The 20,029-nt window shown below is 42.6% G+C and carries 19 protein-coding genes; 8 read left to right on the top strand and 11 right to left on the bottom strand.

What is annotated here, in order from left to right; translation table 11 throughout:
* Nucleotides 1-44 precede the first annotated feature (44 nt).
* Complete coding sequence (locus tag AC07NA_RS20965) at nt 45-992, top strand: MBL fold metallo-hydrolase (RefSeq protein ID WP_494899490.1); 948 nt, start codon at nt 45-47, stop codon at nt 990-992.
* Between the two features lie 16 nt (nt 993-1,008).
* Here the strand turns inward: AC07NA_RS20965 and AC07NA_RS20960 are convergent, their stop codons facing one another.
* A complete protein-coding gene (locus AC07NA_RS20960; RefSeq protein ID WP_494899488.1) occupies nt 1,009-3,096 on the bottom strand; it encodes a T9SS type B sorting domain-containing protein in 2,088 nt (695 codons plus the stop codon).
* Between the two features lie 153 nt (nt 3,097-3,249).
* Entirely contained in the window at nt 3,250-4,458 is a 1,209-nt protein-coding gene (locus AC07NA_RS20955; RefSeq protein WP_494899486.1) for a glycosyltransferase family 87 protein, read from the bottom strand.
* A 119-nt stretch (nt 4,459-4,577) separates the two neighbouring features.
* On the opposite strand from AC07NA_RS20955, the gene AC07NA_RS20950 reads away from it, so the two are divergent.
* Both AC07NA_RS20950 and AC07NA_RS20945 read left to right on the top strand, forming a co-directional pair.
* A complete protein-coding gene (locus AC07NA_RS20950) occupies nt 4,578-5,531 on the top strand; it encodes a glycosyltransferase family 2 protein (protein ID WP_494899484.1) in 954 nt (317 codons plus the stop codon).
* The gene (locus AC07NA_RS20945; RefSeq protein ID WP_494899482.1) at nt 5,512-6,300 is read left to right on the top strand and encodes a polysaccharide deacetylase family protein; all 789 of its coding nucleotides are present in this window, start codon (nt 5,512-5,514) and stop codon (nt 6,298-6,300) included. The genes AC07NA_RS20950 and AC07NA_RS20945 overlap by 20 nt, the downstream gene beginning before the upstream one ends.
* A gap of 10 nt (nt 6,301-6,310) precedes the next feature.
* Here the strand turns inward: AC07NA_RS20945 and AC07NA_RS20940 are convergent, their stop codons facing one another.
* From AC07NA_RS20940 to AC07NA_RS20910, 7 genes are all read right to left on the bottom strand, one after another.
* Nucleotides 6,311-6,901, bottom strand: a complete 591-nt coding sequence (locus AC07NA_RS20940; protein WP_494899480.1) for a tetratricopeptide repeat protein — start codon at nt 6,899-6,901, stop codon at nt 6,311-6,313.
* Nucleotides 6,902-6,964: 63 nt separating this feature from the next.
* The gene (locus AC07NA_RS20935) at nt 6,965-7,864 is read right to left on the bottom strand and encodes an LB_356 family protein (RefSeq protein WP_494899478.1); all 900 of its coding nucleotides are present in this window, start codon (nt 7,862-7,864) and stop codon (nt 6,965-6,967) included.
* A gap of 6 nt (nt 7,865-7,870) precedes the next feature.
* Nucleotides 7,871-9,316 carry an MBOAT family O-acyltransferase gene (locus AC07NA_RS20930; RefSeq protein WP_494899476.1) on the bottom strand — a complete coding sequence of 482 codons (1,446 nt, stop codon included), beginning with the start codon at nt 9,314-9,316 and terminating at the stop codon, nt 7,871-7,873.
* A gap of 190 nt (nt 9,317-9,506) precedes the next feature.
* Nucleotides 9,507-10,214 (bottom strand): 2OG-Fe(II) oxygenase, encoded by a 708-nt coding sequence (locus tag AC07NA_RS20925; RefSeq protein ID WP_494899474.1) that lies wholly within the window; start codon nt 10,212-10,214, stop codon nt 9,507-9,509.
* 5 nt (nt 10,215-10,219) lie between these two features.
* Nucleotides 10,220-11,077 carry a methylated-DNA--[protein]-cysteine S-methyltransferase gene (locus AC07NA_RS20920; protein WP_494899472.1) on the bottom strand — a complete coding sequence of 286 codons (858 nt, stop codon included), beginning with the start codon at nt 11,075-11,077 and terminating at the stop codon, nt 10,220-10,222.
* 299 nt (nt 11,078-11,376) lie between these two features.
* Nucleotides 11,377-12,030 carry a C39 family peptidase gene (locus AC07NA_RS20915; RefSeq protein WP_494899471.1) on the bottom strand — a complete coding sequence of 218 codons (654 nt, stop codon included), beginning with the start codon at nt 12,028-12,030 and terminating at the stop codon, nt 11,377-11,379.
* Between the two features lie 225 nt (nt 12,031-12,255).
* A complete protein-coding gene (locus AC07NA_RS20910) occupies nt 12,256-12,654 on the bottom strand; it encodes a hypothetical protein (protein ID WP_494899469.1) in 399 nt (132 codons plus the stop codon).
* A gap of 787 nt (nt 12,655-13,441) precedes the next feature.
* Between AC07NA_RS20910 and AC07NA_RS20905 the strand changes: the two genes are divergently transcribed.
* The 4 genes from AC07NA_RS20905 (at nt 13,442) to AC07NA_RS20890 (ending at nt 17,757) form a co-directional block, all read left to right on the top strand.
* Nucleotides 13,442-13,633 (top strand): hypothetical protein, encoded by a 192-nt coding sequence (locus tag AC07NA_RS20905; protein ID WP_494899467.1) that lies wholly within the window; start codon nt 13,442-13,444, stop codon nt 13,631-13,633.
* Nucleotides 13,634-13,830: 197 nt separating this feature from the next.
* Nucleotides 13,831-15,360: a glutamine-hydrolyzing GMP synthase gene (gene guaA, locus AC07NA_RS20900; RefSeq protein ID WP_494899466.1), complete on the top strand. Its 1,530-nt coding sequence runs from the start codon at nt 13,831-13,833 to the stop codon at nt 15,358-15,360.
* On the top strand, nt 15,317-16,597 hold the full coding sequence (locus tag AC07NA_RS20895) for an ABC transporter substrate-binding protein (RefSeq protein WP_494899464.1): 1,281 nt from the start codon (nt 15,317-15,319) through the stop codon (nt 16,595-16,597). The genes guaA and AC07NA_RS20895 overlap by 44 nt, the downstream gene beginning before the upstream one ends.
* The gene (locus AC07NA_RS20890; protein WP_494899462.1) at nt 16,594-17,757 is read left to right on the top strand and encodes an RsmB/NOP family class I SAM-dependent RNA methyltransferase; all 1,164 of its coding nucleotides are present in this window, start codon (nt 16,594-16,596) and stop codon (nt 17,755-17,757) included. Before AC07NA_RS20895 ends, AC07NA_RS20890 begins: the two co-directional genes overlap by 4 nt.
* A 71-nt stretch (nt 17,758-17,828) precedes the next feature.
* Here AC07NA_RS20890 and AC07NA_RS20885 read toward each other — a convergent pair whose 3' ends face one another.
* Nucleotides 17,829-18,395 (bottom strand): hypothetical protein, encoded by a 567-nt coding sequence (locus tag AC07NA_RS20885; RefSeq protein WP_494899460.1) that lies wholly within the window; start codon nt 18,393-18,395, stop codon nt 17,829-17,831.
* Between the two features lie 155 nt (nt 18,396-18,550).
* Entirely contained in the window at nt 18,551-18,883 is a 333-nt protein-coding gene (locus AC07NA_RS20880; protein WP_494899458.1) for a hypothetical protein, read from the bottom strand.
* Nucleotides 18,884-19,096: 213 nt separating this feature from the next.
* Between AC07NA_RS20880 and AC07NA_RS20875 the strand changes: the two genes are divergently transcribed.
* Nucleotides 19,097-20,011: a helix-turn-helix domain-containing protein gene (locus AC07NA_RS20875; RefSeq protein ID WP_494899456.1), complete on the top strand. Its 915-nt coding sequence runs from the start codon at nt 19,097-19,099 to the stop codon at nt 20,009-20,011.
* Nucleotides 20,012-20,029: the final 18 nt, after the last annotated feature.

The following is a 20,029-nucleotide window of genomic DNA, read 5'->3' as shown; positions in this document are numbered from 1 at the left end:
AACGTACAGGAATACTATTTTTGCAACTCATTAAACTAACAAAGATGCGCCTGCTATATACATTTTTATCGCTGCTGTTATTACCGTTATTAGGCATTGCGCAAGGCAAGCAGGCTCCTGCATTCCGGATAGTACCCTTGGGTGTGAAGGGCGGCATTGATGAGAGTAACTTATCAGCCTATATGGTAGCTGCCAAAGGCAGCGATAATTACATATGCCTTGATGCCGGTACATTGCATTTTGGCATTGAAAAAGCAGTAAAAAAACATGCCTTTAACATAAGCGGGGATAAGGTACTGAAGCAATATATTAAAGGTTATTTTATATCACACGCGCATCTCGATCATATTTCTGGCTTGATCATCAACTCTCCTGAAGACAGCGTGAAGAATATTTACGGTTTGCAAAGCACGCTCGAAACCATTAAAAAAGATTATTTTACCTGGGAGAGCTGGGCAAACTTCGCCAACGAGGGCGAGAAGCCAACGTTAAAGAAATATACCTACAAACCTTTAGAACCGGGTATTGAAACAAATATTGATAATACCAACTTGCAGGTAAAAGCATTCCCGCTGAGCCATTCCAACCTTACCAGCACCGCGTTTTTAGTAAAAAGCAATGAAGCGTACCTGCTTTACCTTGGCGATACCGGGGCCGATGAAACGGAGAAAAGCGATAAACTGCAAGCACTTTGGCAGGCTATAGCACCCCTGATAAAAAGCAAACAGTTAAGGGCGATCATGATAGAGGTATCCTTCCCGAATGAGCAGCCTGACAAAACCCTGTTTGGCCATTTTACACCCAACTGGCTAATGAAAGAGATGCAGGCATTGGCCAAAGTAGCAGGCAATCTGCAAGGCGTTAACGTGATAATCACCCACGTAAAACCACCTGAAGCCAGCATTAAAAAGATAAAGGAACAGTTGAAAGCCAACAATCCGCTTGGTTTAAAGCTCACCTACCCGCAACAGGGGAAAAGTATCGAATTTTAGCGCGTTTGCTATTCAACTAACGCAAAATACTTATATACCCTTTACGCCGCTGAATATTATCGGCTTCAATGATGTAATAATAAGTACCGGCGGGGAGCTCCTTTCCGTTATAGGTTCCATTCCAGTTATTTGAATAATTACGGAAAGATCTGAGCAACACCCCATAACGGTTATAAATGTAAAGCCGGTTGTTTTGTGTAGTTTCGATATTTGTTATTACCCAAACATCATTTACACCATCGCCATTTGGCGTAAAAGCATTGGGTATACTTAAAGGTTTATAAGCACAAGCTTTAATATTGATAGTATCGCGCTGCACACGGTTACCGTATTTATTAGTAATTTCCACCCAATATGTACCGGGTTCAGTTACAGTAATAGACGACTCCGTACTGCCGGTTGACCAAATGTATGTAGCCCCCGGAAGCTCAGGGTTTAGCACTATGGTTTGCCCGTTGCAAATTTCGGCGTCTGATGGCAACCTTACATCAATAAGCTGATCATAGGTTACGGTAATAGCATCTTCAACCACGCATTTATCGCCGTTATAAACCTTTACATTATAAGTTCCCGGGTCGGTAACTATTTTCTTTTGCGTACGGGTACCATCGTTCCATAAAAATGAACTTTGCGGATTGCCTGCATCAAGTGTTAAAGTTTGCCCATAAAATAACGTAACGTCACTGCCGAGGTCAACCTTCGGAAAATCGTTAATGAGCACATCTATCGTATACACGGCTGACTGCTCCGGCAAAAAAGGCCTTTCTTTGTAATAGTAGGTAACCTTAACCGTATAATTGCCCGGTGTAGAGTAATAATGCTCAGGGTTTCGTTCGGTTGAAGTGTTTTGCGGCCCCGATTGCGGGTCACCAAAATCCCATACCTGCTTTGTAATATCAATACCGGTATTTATAGTGAACTGCGAAACGTCGCCTATACATGCACCGGATTGCGCAACTCCAAACCTGTTGAAAAAAGTTTGAATAAAAGTGGGAAGCCCAAGCGCGCTTTTAGCCAATAAATGAATACTGTTCAATGTAAAATGACAGTCGGGTCCTTCTTTATCGGGTTCATCAATACTATGCAGGTAATCACCATTATTTTGCGCTACATATATTTTTCCATTACTGGCCAGTTGCAGTGCTCCATAAATATAACCTTCAGTAATTTTAATACCCTTATCAGGTAAATCACCACGGGTAACGGGCAATTTAACCTGATACAGGCCCTCCGGCTTATTATTTGAGAATAAACTCACATATAGCAAATTTCCGTTCGGTGAAAATTCAATACCATAGGCCTGGGCCAGGGGTGTTGCACTTATGTTACCTAATCTTGCCGGGTTTGATACCCTGCCTGTATTTTTATCAAAGTCATATACCTCCACAAAAGAACCGGCATTTTCAACGTCAGTAAGCTCGCCGCTGCCCACGGCTGCTGCAAGTTTTTTACCATTTGGCGATGCCTTGAGGTATCCTCTTGTAGCATCGGCTTTTCCACCCATATAAGATCCTACTGCTGAAATAATGGGTTCGGGATTTACACCATCAGCCGTAACCCTATAACTATAAAACTCATTGTTGCCAAACTTATGCCCTATTACCCATATATCTATACCATTTTGATGCGCTACCGCTGTTACCTTTTCGGTGCTAATATCTAATAGTTTTACATTTTTGGTAATCACCTCGCCCATCCCATCAAACTTTGAGATGTCTACAATAGAGTATTCAAGCCCTCCCCTGCCCTCTACAAAAACAGTGAAAATATAAAACAATTGCGGGTTGTTCGGGTGTGGTACAATAACGGCAGATTGTGTTGAAGAAGGCGCTCCATCTAAACCGGTACCATTTACCATGGTAGTGTGATTTTTACTGTAAACCCTTACACCATCTGTATAAAAAAGCAAATTGCCATCTTTGTCAGCAATGCTTGCGCAGCCTTCATCCGTATTTAAACTACCGGTTATGGGAGTGGGCGTATCTGTATTAAAATCAACACCGGCATTTCTGCCGAAGTACCAAAAATTGCTTTCCTTTTGCGCATAGCTACGCATAGATGCAGCACATAACAACACAAACAGCAGCGTTAAAACTTTGTACATGAAATTAACCTCAATAAATGGTTAAATCACCAATTAATAGTCTTTTAAAAATACATAAAAAATTATGGGTTACAAGCCCCGGAATGGCAAACTTTACAGTAATTAGCAATTTAGGCCTATCTCTTATAATCGTTATCTGTTAGAAATAACTAATTAGGTATGTGCTGCTTTTAAGTACTTACTGAAATCAATGTCAATATCTTTTATATTCAGAGGATCCGCGTTAAAATCTTTAAACAGCAGTTCGTAAGTTATTTTACACCATATTATTATACATGGCCAGGCTTTCATGGCAAGGTTCTGCATCCAATCGCGCATAAAACGCGGAAAAGCGTCTGACGGGCCAAGCCCCGTGATCACGATCAGCAATATCAAAAACACCATATTTAAACCGATGAATGGCCGTGGCTGCATCATGATATAAATTACAGCCCCGGCAGTTGCAATGATAAAGGTAGGATGCTCAGACCCGGTACTAAAGATCACCACCATCAGCAATACCGAACACATTACCTGCAATTGAAATTTAAGCGAGCGATACTGCTCAAAACGCAGTAACGCCAAACCAAATACCACAGCGCCGCCAAGTAAAAAAGGCCAATTAGGCAAAGCAGCGTTTTGCGTTAAACGACGGGCTACTCCCATTACACACCAATCCTGTCCGCTGGTAAGGCTTTCGTTGAGCAGGTTCTTAGCGCTTAATGCGTCAAACCAATCCCGGTACGATTGCAGTAGAAAACCAGGGCCCGAAATAAGGGCGGGCAAACAGATGCATACTACTATCCAAAACAAACCCCAGCCTATAAATTTTCCTTTATGCTTTGAAAATACGAAAAAGGCCAGCCCCGCTATGGGGTAAACCTTCATGAAAGCGCCGAAAATAGTGAGCAGCGTAGCCCAATGGTCTTTCTCCTTTTTTACCATAATGAATGATAGGATGATGAGTGCCGCTATCACCGGGTTAAACTGCATATAGTGTACCGAATTGGCAAACTCAACCACACACAACAGCAAAATAGCTGTTTTTATCTTGTTATTAAACGGCAGCAGGTGAACGGCCAGCAGAAACGCGGCGGCATTGAACACTTCCCAAAAAAAGAAGCCCACCACTTCGGGCAGCACAGCGAACGGTGCTACAAAAAAAGTAAAAAGTGGACCATACAGAAACACATCATAATATTCGGCCGGATAATGCTGGTAAAGATTAAGATGAGCTTTAGCGTGATAATATGATTGGCGAAAAATGAGGTAGTTGTTATCTATATGCCTGAAATATTTCAATTGCCAGCAAAAAACGGCCACAGCGACGTACAAAATGCACGTCCATTGATAGCCGTTAAGGCGAAGGAACTTCTTTGTCATTAAAGATTTAAGTTTTAAAACGCAATGTTAGGCAAAATCTGTCATCTGGCAGAAATCTTTGTAACAATTAATTTACACTTGCCAATAAGTATTATATTTGCAATCTATCACGTGGTAAAATGAAAAAAATATCTATCGTAGTGCCTGCACACAACGAAGAAAAGAATATTGCTGCGCTGGTGAGTGAACTGTACAAACTCTTCAGCAATTTAGCTTACGATTTTGAATGTATTTTTGTAGATGACGGCAGCAAAGATAATACGCTGAACGAAATAAAGATCCAAACGGAGATACATCCGGAAGTACATTATGTAGAACTTGCCCGCAACTTTGGTAAAGACCAGGCCTTACAGGCCGGTATACAAATGGCTACCGGCGATGCCGTAATTACAATGGATGCCGACCTGCAACATCCGCCCCAACTGATCTCCGAAATGGTAAAGTACTGGGAGCAGGATTATGATGTGGTTTATACCTATCGTGAAAAGACCAACGCGCATGCCAAAACCTACCAAAAGGTATCATCAAAGCTATTCTATAAAGGTTTGAATATGCTGTCGGATATTCAACTGGAAGATGGCATTGCCGATTTCAGGCTGCTGGATAAAAAGGTGGTACAGCAATTACGCCAGCTGAACGAATACGAAATATTTTTCAGGGGGATGGTAAAATGGGTTGGCTTCAGGCAAATAGGGATTCCTTACAATCCTGCCGAAAGGTTATCGGGCGAGGCCAGTTATTCCTTTTTCAAACTGTTCAAACTGGCTATTAACAGCATCATGTCTTTCAGCGTGAAACCTTTGTACATGGTTACCGGTGTAGGCATTGTGTTTTCAGTGGGTTCGCTGCTGTATATCCCTTATATCATTATCAGCTATTTGCTGCATATCAATGTATCGGGCTGGGCATCAATAATAGCCACTATAGCCTTTTTTGGCGGCCTGCAATTATTTGTATTGGGTATAATAGGCATGTATTTAGGCAAACTATTTATGCAAGCCAAGCAACGGCCAAGCTTTATTATCCGTTCTGCAAACTTCATCAAAACCGACTATGATCTTGTTAAGCTTTGATGTAGAGGAGTTTGACCTGCCATTAGAATACGGTAAAACGCTTGATTTTGAGAGGCAGTTGAACGTATCTACCCAAGGCACCATTACCATTTTGGATATGCTACAGCGAAGGGGTATAAAAGCCACCTTCTTTGTAACGGCCAACTATGCCGTGAATTGCCCCGAAATAATAGCCCGGATTGTAAACGAAGGGCACGAACTGGCATCGCATGGCTACTACCATTCCGATTTTAAGGATGAACACCTGCTGCAATCAAAACTGGCTTTAGAGCAGCTTTCGGGCGCAACGGTGAGCGGTTTCCGGATGGCGCGTATGATGCCTGTGAACCTTGCCGAACTTAAAAACAGCGGCTATACCTACAATTCGTCTATTAACCCTACATGGTTGCCCGGCCGCTACAATCACCTGGATAAGCCCCGGACCCGTTATATGGAAGAGGGCACCTTGCAGCTGCCATCATCGGTAACACCAAGTATGCGTTTCCCGCTTTTTTGGCTCAGCTTTCATAACTTACCCATGTGGCTGATAAAGCAAATGAGCTATCGCACCTATAAAAAGGACGGCTACTTGAACATCTATTTTCACCCATGGGAGTTTACCGATCTTAAGAATCCTGACTACGGACTACCCTCTTACATTTCACGCAACTCGGGCAACGCGTTTACAGAACGAATAGAAGGTTTCATTAAATGGGCGCAGGAGAAGGGTATTGGCTTTGAGCGAACTGATGTTTTCAACAATGATATGATTGCCGCTGAAGCTGTGTAAACAGTTCAGGCTATTGGTCGCTCAATATATCTATACAGGTTTTGCTTTTTTCTTTAATGCGTTTATTAAGCGATTGTAAGCCCTTATTATCTTTCATATTAGTATATAAAGATTTGATAAGTTCCAGCGTTTCATCACTTGGGTCGCAGGCCTGGGCTTTTTCGAGGTGGGTTGCAGCCAGTTGGGCTTCGGCTTTGTATTTAGTAAAAGCTTCGGCTTTTTTATCGGCACCCGCTGTATTTAACTCGTCGAACAAACGCTTGGCCCTGTCGGCATAAATATAGCCCAAGGCGCGGTGCACCACGTAATAATCGGGCATGGCTTCGGCTACCTTTTTGTAGTATAGTTCGGCAGCATCGGGCTGGTCGCTATCTTCATATACCTTACCAATACTGTTGTAAAAACTGATCTGTTCTTTAGGTGCCAGTTTATCTACATTGGGCAATATCTTTTTACCTATTTCAAAAGCTTTAGGCAGGTCGCCATCCAGGCGGGCAAGGTTAAAGTCGAGATAGCGGTCGTAAACCGTGGTATCAGCCTGTTGGGCATTGGCTTTAAAAGCAAAAGCGATAAACAATATAACAAGTGCAGGTATCCTCATAACGGTTATGTAATTAGGAAACTCCATATTTTCTTAATTATTGCTTATCGCTTTTATGCTGATCTATTTTTGCGGATCGCGCAACTTTTGATCTAACAAAATAGTGAATTTTTTAGCCCCTGCTGAATTCAGGTGATCCACATCCCTAAATTCATCATCGCTGTAAGGCAAGTCATTATAATCCCACAGCGGGATATTTTTCAAATGCGTGTTATAATACTCGTAGTATTTTTTTGTGTTGAATAACATCAACCCGCGCTTATTAATAGGCGTATTTAGCAGAATCACCGTTTTACCGGCATCTTTACAGGCAGCGATTATCTTGTTAAGATAAGTTAACTGGTATGTTGAATACCCTTCAAAGTCGGCTTTCATTTTAGCAGCCTTGCTTCGTATTTCAATATCCTTACCCAATTTGCTTCCTTTTACGGGTACATAACCACCCAGGTGCAAATCCCTCACTTTAAAGCGGTTGGTAAGCAGGTTAAAAAGCGCCTTTTTATTTTCATAAGGCATTTTAAATATGGCACCGTAAAAAGCAGTACGGCATTTAAACACATCGTACTCATCGGCACCAAAAAACGGCAGATAATGAGGTATATGCCCGGTTATGTAGCTATCGCCGATAGTCCATTCATCCCTTGCTTTATAGATACTGTTAAAGTTGAAAGATAGTATCACCGTATCGATATGCTTGTTGGCAGCCAGCATTTTTTTCAGTTTAAGATAGGTATATATGTAACCCTCCCCTTCTGAAGACATATTGATACCCTGCGGCAGATATTTATCATTTACAGCGAGCGTAGTATGCGAATCGCCTATTACCAAAACGTGTTTCTCCTTAGGCAGTTTGAACGATACATTGTTTGATACCGCAAATATAACCCCAACAATAACGGCGTTTATCCCTAAAAACACCAATACAAACAATGCTACTTTTGTTAAAAATTTCTTAATGGCCATTGTTATTTAGAATTGGAAATAGATAAAACTTTGTTGCTGCGCGCCTAACCATAAAATAAGCCATATCAGGGTGATGTAATAGCCCCACCTTACATAGCTCTTTTTAAAGAATTTCATATCGCCCAGGTTTTGCAAGGCGTGTGGTTTAGTGCGGTTGGCCCATTCAATTACCAACAGTACTATGATCAATATCGGCAAAAACACATCGCTGCCCGTGTTAGTTGGCGGCGTTAGTATTGATTTTGAGAAGATATGCCCGATGTACGAAAAGGCCTCTGCTATGCTGGCAGCCCTGAAAAAGATCCAGGCGAAGGTAGTTAAGGCAAAGGTACCCAGTATTTGCAGCACTTCGCGAATGCTCGGTATCATACGCCCCTCGGCAATGCCATTCAGGTTTTTGCGGTTTTGCTTGGCCAGTACCAGCGGTAAAAAGTACAGCGCGTTCAGGAAACCCCATGCGATGAATGTCCAGTTGGCGCCATGCCAAAAACCACTCACTATAAATATGATGAAGGTATTGCGCACTACAGTATAAGTAGTACCACGGCTGCCACCCAACGGGATGTACAAGTAATCGCGGAACCAGGTAGTAAGCGACATGTGCCACCTGCGCCAGAACTCGGCGATATCACGCGCAAAGTACGGATAGGCGAAGTTTCGCAGCAATTCGAAGCCGAACAAACGGGCGCAACCCAGCGCGATATCTGAATAACCGGAGAAATCGCAATAGATCTGGAAGGCGAAATACACCGCGCCCAATACTAATGTACTGGCGGGCAGGTGCTGGTAATTATCAAAAATTTGGTTTACATAGATGGCGCAATTATCGGCCACTACCATCTTTTTAAAAAAACCCCAAAGCATTTGCCGTATACCATCCAGCGCTTTTTCGTAGCTGAACTCACGTTTCTTTTCTATCTGCGGCAGCAGGTGCGTAGCCCTTTCAATAGGCCCGGCCACCAGCAGCGGGAAGAAACACACGAAAGCCGAATAGTTAACAAAGTTTTTGGTTGGGATGGTATTGCCCCTGTAGATATCAACCACGTAAGACATACCGTGGAACGTGTAAAACGAGATACCCACCGGCAGCGCGATAGCCAGCATATACGGGTGCACCTGGAAACCTATGCCATTCAGGAACACCTCGGCCGAACCGGCAAAGAAGTTATAGTATTTAAAAAAGCAGAGAATAATGAGGTTATTAAATATGCTTAGCCAGAGAAACAGCTTCTTTCGATTGACGGACCGATAGATGATGAGCCCGAAATAAAAATCGATACAGGTGGACAGAATAAGCAGAAATACAAAGCGCCAATCCCACCAGCCATAAAAAATATAGCTCGAAATAAGGATAAAGATGTTTTGATATTTAAGATTTTTGCTGAACACAAACCAGTACAAGAGAAACACGACCGGCAAAAAAATCAAAAACCCAATAGAGTTAAAAAGCATAGGTAAATAAAATTTATATTCTCTTAACAAACACAGCTAAATGTGGCTTTTATTGCGACATATTAAAAAAACAACGAAAATTAGTAATAATATCGTAAATGAGAAATATATTTTTTATAAATTTTAAAATGCAAGCCTACTTAACTATAAGTAGAAATTGCAAAACCAAGGGTTGTAAACGAGCTTTTTACTACTGTGCGTCGTGAAAAATGACGCCGAGGGTATACCTGTTGCCGCTTGTAATTTCGCTTACGCCATGGCGCATGTTTACCCGGTGATAACCACGACTGCCCGCAACCGGCCTGAAATTGGTGGTAAACATCAGCAGATCGCCTTTGCGCGGTTTTAATACCATCGCTTTTGACTGTGCTCTTGGTCGCTGCTCTACCAATACAAATTCGCCGCCTTCAAAATCTTCGCCGGGCTGGCTCAATATGATCACTGCCTGCATCGGGAAGAAGATTTCTCCATACAGATCCTGGTGCAGGGCATTATAACCCGTTTGGCCATATCGCAATATGAGCGGTGTAGGTTCAACTTGTCCGTTTTGATGGCAGTAGCTGATCAATTCCTCATGTGTGCTTGGAAACTGCTTATCTATACCCAATACCTGCATCCACTTGTTGGCAATCGGTGCAAGCAAAGGGTAAATATTTTCACGTAGCTGCTGCACTATTGCTGGTAGCGGATAATTGAAATATTTGTATTCCCCTATGCCATACTGATGCCGCTCCATGATTACCGTTTTCCGGTAAAGCTTTGTTGCAGAATAATTACTAATCAGCTCGTCGCATTCAGCGGATGTTAGCAAACCGCTTACCTGCGCGTAACCCGTACGGTTAAGGTCATCGGCAAGAGCTTCTTTATCTATGCCGGATATTTTTTGTTGCAGATCCATTTTGCTTAGCCGTTTATGGTGTTCAACTCCGCGCCTGCCGCTTCCCAGCCTATCATGGCTGTTTTGCGGGTTGCGCCCCAATGGTACTGGCCGAATTCTCCTGTAGACTTGATCACCCTGTGGCAAGGGATTAAAAACGCTACCGGGTTATCGCCAACCGCGGTACCTACTGCACGGTAAGCCGCCGGCGATTGTACGTCCTGCGCTATCATGGCGTAGGTAGATAAGCCACCTGCGGGAACCCTTAATAATGCCTGCCATACTTTTAGCTGAAAGGCGGTACCTTTTAGATGGAGCTTTACTTCGCTGAGTTCGCTCCAGTCACGCTTGAAGATGAATAGCGCGTCTTGCTGTAGCTTATCAGCAAACTGATGGTATACCGCGTTCGGGAATTGCGCCTGCAATTGCTTAAATGCTTCTTCCCTTTCATCGGCGAAAGCCAAGTGGCAAATACCTTTTGAGGTTGAAGCCACAATGACATCCCCGAACGGGCTTTCGGCGAAACTGTAATTGATGGTTAGCGCGGCGCCTCCGTTCTTGTATTCGGCCGGGGTCATGCCTTCGAGGTTAATGAACAGATCGTGCAGGCGGCCTGTGCCTGACAGACCGGTTTCAAAGGCGGTATCAAACAGCGTGGCCTGCTGTTGTTTCAGTATTCCCTTGGCGTGCTCAACGCTAAGGTATTGCATAAACTTTTTCGGACTGATACCGGCCCATTCCGTAAACATACGCTGAAAATGAAACGGACTAAGGTTTACCTGTTCGGCCACTTCATCCAAATTAGGCTGTGCCTTAAAATTGGTTTTGATATAATCTATCGCCCCTGCAATTCTTTGATAATTAATTATTTCCTGCGTTTCCATAGTATTAATTTATATCACAAAAGTATTGCAGGACGTAATGGTATAAAACCCGGTTCTTGCTAAAGTTAGGAGATCCTGGAGGGATCTAATTAGTAATTTAAATAATGATTAATTTTAATGCTACTTTGAAAAAGCGATAGAAAATCTCTTCAACCCTAACTCTAAAGAATATAAGGACAAGAATGCTACTTGCGCCGTATTAAACAAAAAAACGTGCAAAGAACAGTTTTAATTTGGGGGAGATTATTTTGAAAGGACTTGGAAAACAAGTTGAATAAATACACCATCATTTTACAAATTTAATACCTTGTTACCCAAACCTTAACCGCCATAAAACAAGTAGCTTGAAAATCAGCCCACGACATTTCCTGCCTGGATGGATTGGCTGGCCATGGGTCGCGCAAAACCACTTTATCGGGCACAACACCAACAAAGTTCCCATACTGATCGTATTGATTATAATAATAAATAGCTGTTAATACATTTGCATGCCCTACACCACCGTTTGGATTTTTAAGCCCGACAATTAATGGCCATTTGCCTGACAGACTATTTATAATTTCCTGCACTGAAGTAAAACCACCATAAGCATTAATACCTGAATACCGACCTCTGGAGTCTGGTGCCCATCCACTTAAAGCCTGCAGAATTTGATATTGATCAGCAGGTGCATTTACATAGGGTGACCCATATATTTTTGTTACTACATCCATTTGTGACACATATAAACCATGATAATTTAATACCATTTGAATACAAGCAGCCCAACACCAATTTGATTGTACTTGGTAACCATAATTTACAGATTGAGCTCGCATGTATTGAAACTCATTTGATGGAATTCCACAAGTAAAGTAATTTTGTTGAATTTGATAGCAAGATTGAGGGAATGCTACAAGTTGAAAACACAACATCATTACACTTAATGCATAAGGTTTAAGGTTCTTTTTCATGTGATTGGTTTTACGCGATCAAACTTTCGTAATTCACTCTAATATAGCACTTTATTTAAATAAATGCAAAATATATTATTATTAATCCAATTAAAACATCCCTCACTTTCAAGAAACAAATTTATTGTCATAGAATTACTCTTAAAAAAAGAAATGCATTATGTACACATGCCGATTATATATAATCTTTTAGCAATTGATAAATTTATCAAACCAATCCCACCCCTACTTCTGCACAAAATTAATCAGCTCTGAAGAAGTTTCATAGCTGATATTTTTATAGCGGGTAATAGCGCTGCCAAGGCATATAGTATCAATTTTTCCGTTGGTATTGGTGAGCATAATTTGGGCGCGCACATCGGGCTGTAGGCCGTCGTCTACCCGCTTTAATGAAAAAAGGATACTGGTGAGCTGGTTGATATCGTTTTGCAGGGTAAGCTTTTTCACCTTGTTCTCTTTGGCGTAATAGCTTTCGTAATTATTGCAGGTGATGGTAAAGGCGGTTTCCGTTTGAAATGGGATATATTTTATAATGGCTTCTTTAACTTCTTCGGTTTTTTGGGTTTGACAAGCGGTAAAAGCAACTGCCACACTTAGTAAGAACAGGTTAGATAGATGTTTCATTTTTACATTGGCGTTAATAGACTTATCAAAAATAAATATCCTTTTCCTAACCGCGTATATCAAAGCTGTTACGAATACATTTATTCATCGTAACATGCAATTTATCAATCCAATAATAAAAATTCCATCAGTTGATATGCATGACTTTTTTTAACCGCGGAGGACGCAGAGGTTTGCACGGAGTTATGCGGAGTTTTTATGGTGGAGGGAGAGCGTTTGTGTTAGGAGCTTTGTTGCAAGCCATGATGCAATCAGCTGGTTTGAGATGCATGGTCGTTTTTTAACCACAGAGTACGCAGAGGTTTGCACGGAGTTACGCGGAGTTTTATGGAGGAGGGAGAGCTTTTTCTCGTCAGCAAATAGCTTCGGGCGAAAACGGGCAGAGCTTTGGTGGCCTGGAGCGCAAAGGCGGGTATAGTGAACTTGTTGCATGTGGGTGGGGATGGCGGGGCGGGGCAAAAGTTCCAGCCCAAAGTTCTGACTGTTTTGCAGCGCAGAGGCCCTGTGCGGCAAGAAGCATTTTGCTAGACAAGGGTTTATTCGCTGTTGTTTTTTATAGGTGCTCATGAGATCGCTTCGCTTAGTCTGTTACTTTTGCCCTCAAAAGTAACGGGGCCCTGCGCCCAAGAGCAGACCAACGTTAACTACAGCATAACCCAAAGCCGCCAAATACTATTTTATATTACTGTATAACAATACATTATATACAAAATCACAGTAGTATTGTAGCACAAGCACTATCACCTGCGTATTGTATTACTGAAACCAACATTGTACTATAATACCCATGAGCGAGAAACCCGAACTTACGTGCCGTAAATGCAATATACCGTTCCATTATCCTTTACAACGCAACTGGATAGGCCGCAACGTTTTATTCTTTTTACCCATCAGGGTTTTCTTTTGTGCCCGCTGCCTTACCAGCAGGCAACTTTGGCTTACTAATACCGAATACCGTAAATACAAACGTGTGATATAATATTAGATACAGGCTGCTCACCCCGTCGGCAACAGGATTTGAGGGGTTAATTCCTGCCACTCTGTTTGGTAATTCAGGGAGGCGCGGGGGTGAGTAAACCTGTATACTTTGGCATTGCCTGTTAAGTCCCGCTAATTTCCTCTGCACTAATTGCAATCTCATTTAGTACATCTCGAATCAAAAACCTATCTTTGCCCATGCAAGAAAAAATCCTCATTCTTGACTTTGGCTCGCAATTCACTCAACTTATAGCGCGCCGTGTCAGGGAGCTTCGCATATATTGCGAGATCCACCCGTTCAACAATTTTCCGGAAATTGACAGCAGCGTTAAAGGTATCATACTTTCGGGTTCGCCTTATTCTGTTCGTCAGGATGATGCACCGCATTTCGATATCGCTAAATTTCATGGTCAGCTGCCTATTTTAGGCGTATGCTATGGTGCACAGTACCTGGCGCACTTTAACGGTGGCGAAGTATTACCATCAAGCACCCGCGAATACGGCCGTGCCAACCTGCAATACATCAACCACGATAGTCCGCTATTGAAGCTGATCCCGGCCGACTCGCAGGTATGGATGTCGCATGGTGATACCATTGCGCGCCTGGCCGATAATTATGACGTTATTGCCAGTACCGATAGCGTAAAGGTAGCCGCTTACCACGTTCGCGATTCGCAAACTTATGGTATACAGTTTCACCCCGAGGTAACCCACAGCAGCGATGGCAAGCAATTACTGCACAACTTTTTAGTTGATATTTGCGGTTGCCAGCAAGACTGGACACCCGACTCGTTCATTGAAACCACCATTGCCGCGCTTAAAGAAAAACTGGGCGACGATAAGGTAGTATTAGGTCTTTCGGGCGGTGTTGATTCATCGGTAGCGGCGGTATTGCTGCACCATGCCATCGGTGCCAACCTGCATTGCATATTTGTTGATAACGGCTTACTGCGTAAAGATGAGTATCAATCGGTACTGGATTCGTACCAGCACATGGGCCTTAATATAAAAGGTATTGATGCCAAGCAACGTTTTTACGACGCGCTGGCAGGCTTAACCGATCCTGAACTGAAACGTAAGGCGATCGGCCGCGTGTTCATTGAGGTATTTGACGATGCCGCGCATGAGGTACAGGATGTTAAATGGCTTGGCCAGGGCACTATCTATCCCGATGTTATTGAGTCGGTTTCGGTTAAAGGCCCATCGGCTACTATCAAATCGCACCATAACGTAGGCGGATTGCCCGATTTTATGAAACTTAAAGTGGTTGAACCGCTGAATACTTTATTTAAAGATGAAGTACGTAACGTAGGTAAAGCCCTGGGTATAGATCCGAACATACTTGGCCGCCACCCTTTCCCGGGTCCGGGTTTGGCTATCAGGATATTGGGTGAGGTAACTCCCGAGAAAGTTGCTATTTTACAGGAAGCCGACGCGATTTATATCAACAATTTAAGGTCGGGCGGTGTTTATGATAAGGTTTGGCAGGCCGGCTCTATTTTCCTGCCGGTACAATCGGTAGGTGTTATGGGCGATGAGCGTACTTACGAGAACGTGATATGCCTGAGAGCGGTTGAATCATTAGACGGGATGACGGCAGACTGGTGCCACCTGCCTTATGACCTGCTGGCCAAGATCTCTAACGAGATCATTAACAATGTAAAAGGAATTAACCGGGTAGTATATGATATCAGCTCAAAACCACCGGCCACCATTGAGTGGGAATAAGTGGTTACTCTTATTAGTTATAGCATTTTTAGCAGGCGCGTGTTCACCAAAAATACGGCCTGTTACTAAACCTGTACCTGATACCGCTACAAAAACTACCCAAAAACCCGAAAAGGAAAACAAGGATAAGGACAAAGAGAAAGCCAAGCCGGAGAATAAAGTATCTGACAGGTTTTCAACTATTGCCCTTATCCTGCCCTTCGGGCTCGATCATTTAAATCCCGGTGCTACCTATACCGCCGCCGGACTTAAAAAAGCGAGTCTCGCGCTCGATTATTACCGGGGCTTTAAGCTCGCGCTTGATTCACTTACCGAGCAGGGCGCTAATTATAAGTTACAAGTATTCGATTCAAAAGATGAACCTGCAACATCGCACAGTTTAGCGTTAAATCCGCAGATCCGCTCAAGCGACCTGATCGTTGGTCCGGTATTTCCGGATGGTATAAAATCTTTCATCACGGTTCCTAATCCTGCCAATAAACTGGTATTGTCGCCGCTTTCGCCGGCCTCTCCCCTTACATTCAAAAACTCCAACCTGGTTACCATTATTCCGCCTTTGGAATACCATGCCTGGCGGGCTGCCGAATTTGTGATGAGTAAGAGCAAAACCAAAAAGGTTTTCATACTTACATCGGGCTACAGCGATGAAAGGGATTATATCCGTTACTTTAAAAAAGGGCTGGATAGCCTGAGCAAAAAGAAGATCAAAATTATACCGCTTACCGTGGTACGCGGCGATCTGAAACCGATACTGGCGCAGCTAACTAAGTTTGATCAGAATTTCTTTTTAATCCCCTCTACCAAACAAGCTTTTATACAGGTTACGCTTCATTCGCTGGATACATTATCTCGCCGTTTCCCGGTAACGGTAGTGGGTCACCCCAATTGGGAAAAGTACGCCTACCTGAAGGCTGACCTGCTGCAAAAGCTGAATACGCACATTACCTCGGCCGATAGGGTAAATTATAAAGCTGCTGCCACCATAACTTTTGTGCGTGTCTACCGTAAAACGTACCACTCCGAACCATCAGATTATGCCATTAAAGCATTTGACGAAGGTTTGTACTTTGGCCAGCTGCTTGCCGATGGCACTGATAATTTGAAAAAGCTCGATGATAACGAGTTTACTGGGCTTCATAACAGCTTCAGCTTTATCAAAAAAACCGGGCAGGGCTGGGTAAACACCCATGTTAACATATTGAAGTATACTAACTTTGAACTAAAGCAGGTAGAATGAAGGCACTGAATCAGCTGAAAACATTTCAACGCATATTGGATGAATATCCGGCTGACACACCCTTAGGTAAGTTTTTACCGGGTTTTTACCGCCAAAATAAACAAATGGGCTCAACCGACAGGCGCATTGCCGGCAGGTTGGTATATAACTATTTTCGCCTGGGCAGGGCGCTGCCCGATGCGCCGGCCGATGAACGCCTGTTTATCGCCGAATTTTTGTGCAATACACAGGTGAACTCTTTTTTGCAGCACTTTAAGCCCGACTGGGCGGCCTGTATAGGTTTTACAGTGGAAGAAAAGATAGCCCTGATAAAGACTACTTATCCCGGTTTCCGCCTGAAGGATGTATTTCCGTGGACGGCTGAACTTTCCGGGGAGATTGATCAACAGGTATTTCTTAGTTCCTTTTTCACCCAGCCCGATTTGTACATCAGGGTAGCCAAAGGCTTTGAGCAGCAGGTGAAGGCCGAACTTACCAAGGCCAATGTGCTATTTAAGGATGAAGGTAATAACTGCCTGTGCCTGCCCAATGGCACCCGTTTAGAAACCATCTTCCCGAAACAGCATTGGTTTGAGGTACAGGATTTTTCATCGCAGCAAACAGCAAAATTATACAAGCCTGAAAAATGGGATAAGTGGTGGGATGCATGCGCGGCATCCGGCGGTAAATCGCTCTTGCTGCACGATATGCAACCTGATATTAAATTGGTAGTATCGGATATCCGCGAATCTATATTGGCCAACCTCGACGAGCGTTTTCGCCAGGCAGGCTTGATGAAGTACCAGAAAAAGATCCTCGACCTTACGCAAAATCCCGAACAGGAAATGCACGACTACGAGTTCGACGGCATTATACTGGATGCACCTTGCAGCGGCTCCGGCACCTGGGGCCGTACCCCCGAAATGATCAGCCAGTTCAATCCGCAGCGGATAGCGTTTTTTCAGCGCTTGCAGCAAAGCATTATACGTAACGTGGTAAAATACCTTAAAACGGGCAAACCCATCATCTACATCACCTGCTCGGCATTTAAAGCCGAAAACGAAGAAGCAGTAGATTTTATGGTGAACGAATTAGGCCTCAAACTTGAAGAACAAAAAGTACTGAAAGGCTACGAACGCAAAGCCGATACCATGTTTGTGGCAAGGTTGGTGGCGCAGTAGAACTTTCTAATAATATAATACAAAGGGCTCCTTATTAATTAAGTAGCCCTTTGTATTATAAAGAAATTCGGTTAATAATCGCCGTTCGAAATTTTAGTAATTACAGATGTTGCCGGATCATACAGCACTTTCAAAAAAGTATCTGTAACCACGCCCTCTGATTTAATAGTGGCAACAAACACACCATCCTTTTCATTTAGCTTATAATTTGGTATAGCGGTTAAAAGCGTATTTAACTTAGCACCAACTTTAACATACGGCCCGCCTTTTGGGCCAATAGCCCAATCAGCACCGGTGATTTCGTAACTACGCATCTTCCCTTTTAAATAGTGTATTACAGCACCTGTGTAATGATAAGTAGTAGCGGTATCATCTTCCATTTCCCAAAAGTCTTTGGTTATAGAGTTTGGCTTGCCAAACTGGTTTTTAGCCAAAGGGTGACCGAAAGAAATACTTTTTGCGCTATTCCCTTTATGCAAAGTAAGCTTGGTAACATCTATATAGTTTTCGCTGGTTAAAGAATCTTTTATAATACTGGAGTGATTGATGCTTCGTGATGAGTGACCTATAGCGTTTAAGCTGCCGACAACAGCTACAGCTATCAATAGTACCGGGAAGGTAATTTTTGTGAGTTTCATTTTTTGATAGATTTAGGATGTTTTGTTTTTATAGTATAAAGCTACAATTAGCTTTTATAATTGCAAATAATTCATCCGATAATTTGCGTATGTACTTTTCACTTCCTGTACTATCAGTGGATGATAAAGGCAAAATCGGAAATATGGACAAGAATCTAAAAGGCGAAATAATTGCCGTTGGACACATAAATATCTACAATAAGCCAGCTTAAAAGAATTGCTATTAATACCGGAACTATTAAAGGAATAAAACTATAACGTTTATGCCATTTCCAATGCGTTATTGGTGATATAAGGCTTATAAGAATGAATCCAAAAACAGCGACATTTAATGTATGTGCCAAAAGAGTAAAAGGCCTTTGTGAGCCACCGGAATAACCAATACTCAATAACGGTATCCCGATACAGCAAAATAAAATCAATATGATGATCCATAAGGCATATACCCCAAAAGGATTTCGGATAAGCTTCAGTAAACGTTTTTTCATAAGGTATTAATGCCTTGCAAACATAAGGTGTTTACAAACGAGTTCTATCGGTAAATATAAAGGCATTATATGATATGCGAGCTATCTCAATTCCGGCTACAACAATAGTGGATTTGGTTATGAACTATACTTATTTATTGCTGAATTTTGGAGTATCAAAGCGAACAGAAAGCACACGAATCTGTTTTCAATTAAAAATAATGATATTGTAACATGGCACAGCCCCATCATATCAAAACTATCAGCGAGTATCACCAGGTAATGGGCTTACCGAAACCAGAGCATCCTTTAATTAGTGTAATCAACCTGGAAACTATAACACACGGACCCGGTAATGAACCGACCAACTGGATGTTTGATTTCTATTCCATTTCGCTGAAACGTAATTTCAACGCCAAAATAAAATACGGACAACAACAGTACGACTTTGACGAAGGCATCATGTTCTTTATTTCGCCGGGGCAGGTTTTTGGCATTGAAGTGAAAAAGGATACCATATTGCAAAGAACAGGCTGGATGTTACTTATTCATCCTGATTTTCTATGGAATACTCCTTTGGCCAAAACTATCAAACAATACGAGTTTTTTGATTATGCTATCCATGAGGCGCTGTTTGTTTCTGATAAGGAAGAAGCCACCATTATCAGCGTGATGCAAAACATTTCGCAAGAGTACCACGATAAAATTGACAAGTTTACCCAGGAAGTGATGATAGCCCAAATTGAGCTGCTACTCACTTACGCCAAAAGATATTACGAGCGCCAGTTCATCACCCGTAAAATTGCCAACCACCAAATACTCACCCGGCTGGAAGATCTGTTAAACAGCTGTTTTGAAAGCGAGGATATCGTCACCAATGGCTTACCCACTGTAGCGCATGTTGCACAGCAATTAAATGTTTCGCCAAGTTATTTAAGCAGCCTGCTCAAAGTTTTAACAGGGCAAAGCACCCAACAACATATCCACCTTAAACTGATTGATAAAGCGAAGGAGAAGTTATCAACCACCACCCTATCCATAAGTGAAATTGCTTACCAATTGGGCTTTGAGCACCCGCAGTCGTTCAGTAAGTTATTCAAAACAAAAACCAACTTTTCGCCGCTGGAGTTCAGGCAGTCGTTCAATTGATACAAAGGTTCCGCTTAA

The organism is Mucilaginibacter sp. GW821-FHT07G05, from assembly GCF_059418565.1.
This window is presented reverse-complemented; position numbering and strand designations above follow the sequence as displayed.

Bases quoted from the DNA above. Each gene is read 5' to 3' on its own strand.
- AC07NA_RS20965 (WP_494899490.1), top strand. From the start codon at position 45: ATGCGCCTGCTATATACATTTTTATCGCTGCTGTTATTACCGTTATTA.
- AC07NA_RS20960 (WP_494899488.1), bottom strand. From the start codon at position 3,096: ATGTACAAAGTTTTAACGCTGCTGTTTGTGTTGTTATGTGCTGCATCT.
- AC07NA_RS20955 (WP_494899486.1), bottom strand. From the start codon at position 4,458: ATGACAAAGAAGTTCCTTCGCCTTAACGGCTATCAATGGACGTGCATT.
- AC07NA_RS20950 (WP_494899484.1), top strand. From the start codon at position 4,578: ATGAAAAAAATATCTATCGTAGTGCCTGCACACAACGAAGAAAAGAAT.
- AC07NA_RS20945 (WP_494899482.1), top strand. From the start codon at position 5,512: ATGATCTTGTTAAGCTTTGATGTAGAGGAGTTTGACCTGCCATTAGAA.
- AC07NA_RS20940 (WP_494899480.1), bottom strand. From the start codon at position 6,901: ATGAGGATACCTGCACTTGTTATATTGTTTATCGCTTTTGCTTTTAAA.
- AC07NA_RS20935 (WP_494899478.1), bottom strand. From the start codon at position 7,864: ATGGCCATTAAGAAATTTTTAACAAAAGTAGCATTGTTTGTATTGGTG.
- AC07NA_RS20930 (WP_494899476.1), bottom strand. From the start codon at position 9,316: ATGCTTTTTAACTCTATTGGGTTTTTGATTTTTTTGCCGGTCGTGTTT.
- AC07NA_RS20925 (WP_494899474.1), bottom strand. From the start codon at position 10,214: ATGGATCTGCAACAAAAAATATCCGGCATAGATAAAGAAGCTCTTGCC.
- AC07NA_RS20920 (WP_494899472.1), bottom strand. From the start codon at position 11,077: ATGGAAACGCAGGAAATAATTAATTATCAAAGAATTGCAGGGGCGATA.
- AC07NA_RS20915 (WP_494899471.1), bottom strand. From the start codon at position 12,030: ATGAAAAAGAACCTTAAACCTTATGCATTAAGTGTAATGATGTTGTGT.
- AC07NA_RS20910 (WP_494899469.1), bottom strand. From the start codon at position 12,654: ATGAAACATCTATCTAACCTGTTCTTACTAAGTGTGGCAGTTGCTTTT.
- AC07NA_RS20905 (WP_494899467.1), top strand. From the start codon at position 13,442: ATGAGCGAGAAACCCGAACTTACGTGCCGTAAATGCAATATACCGTTC.
- guaA (WP_494899466.1), top strand. From the start codon at position 13,831: ATGCAAGAAAAAATCCTCATTCTTGACTTTGGCTCGCAATTCACTCAA.
- AC07NA_RS20895 (WP_494899464.1), top strand. From the start codon at position 15,317: ATGATATCAGCTCAAAACCACCGGCCACCATTGAGTGGGAATAAGTGG.
- AC07NA_RS20890 (WP_494899462.1), top strand. From the start codon at position 16,594: ATGAAGGCACTGAATCAGCTGAAAACATTTCAACGCATATTGGATGAA.
- AC07NA_RS20885 (WP_494899460.1), bottom strand. From the start codon at position 18,395: ATGAAACTCACAAAAATTACCTTCCCGGTACTATTGATAGCTGTAGCT.
- AC07NA_RS20880 (WP_494899458.1), bottom strand. From the start codon at position 18,883: ATGAAAAAACGTTTACTGAAGCTTATCCGAAATCCTTTTGGGGTATAT.
- AC07NA_RS20875 (WP_494899456.1), top strand. From the start codon at position 19,097: ATGGCACAGCCCCATCATATCAAAACTATCAGCGAGTATCACCAGGTA.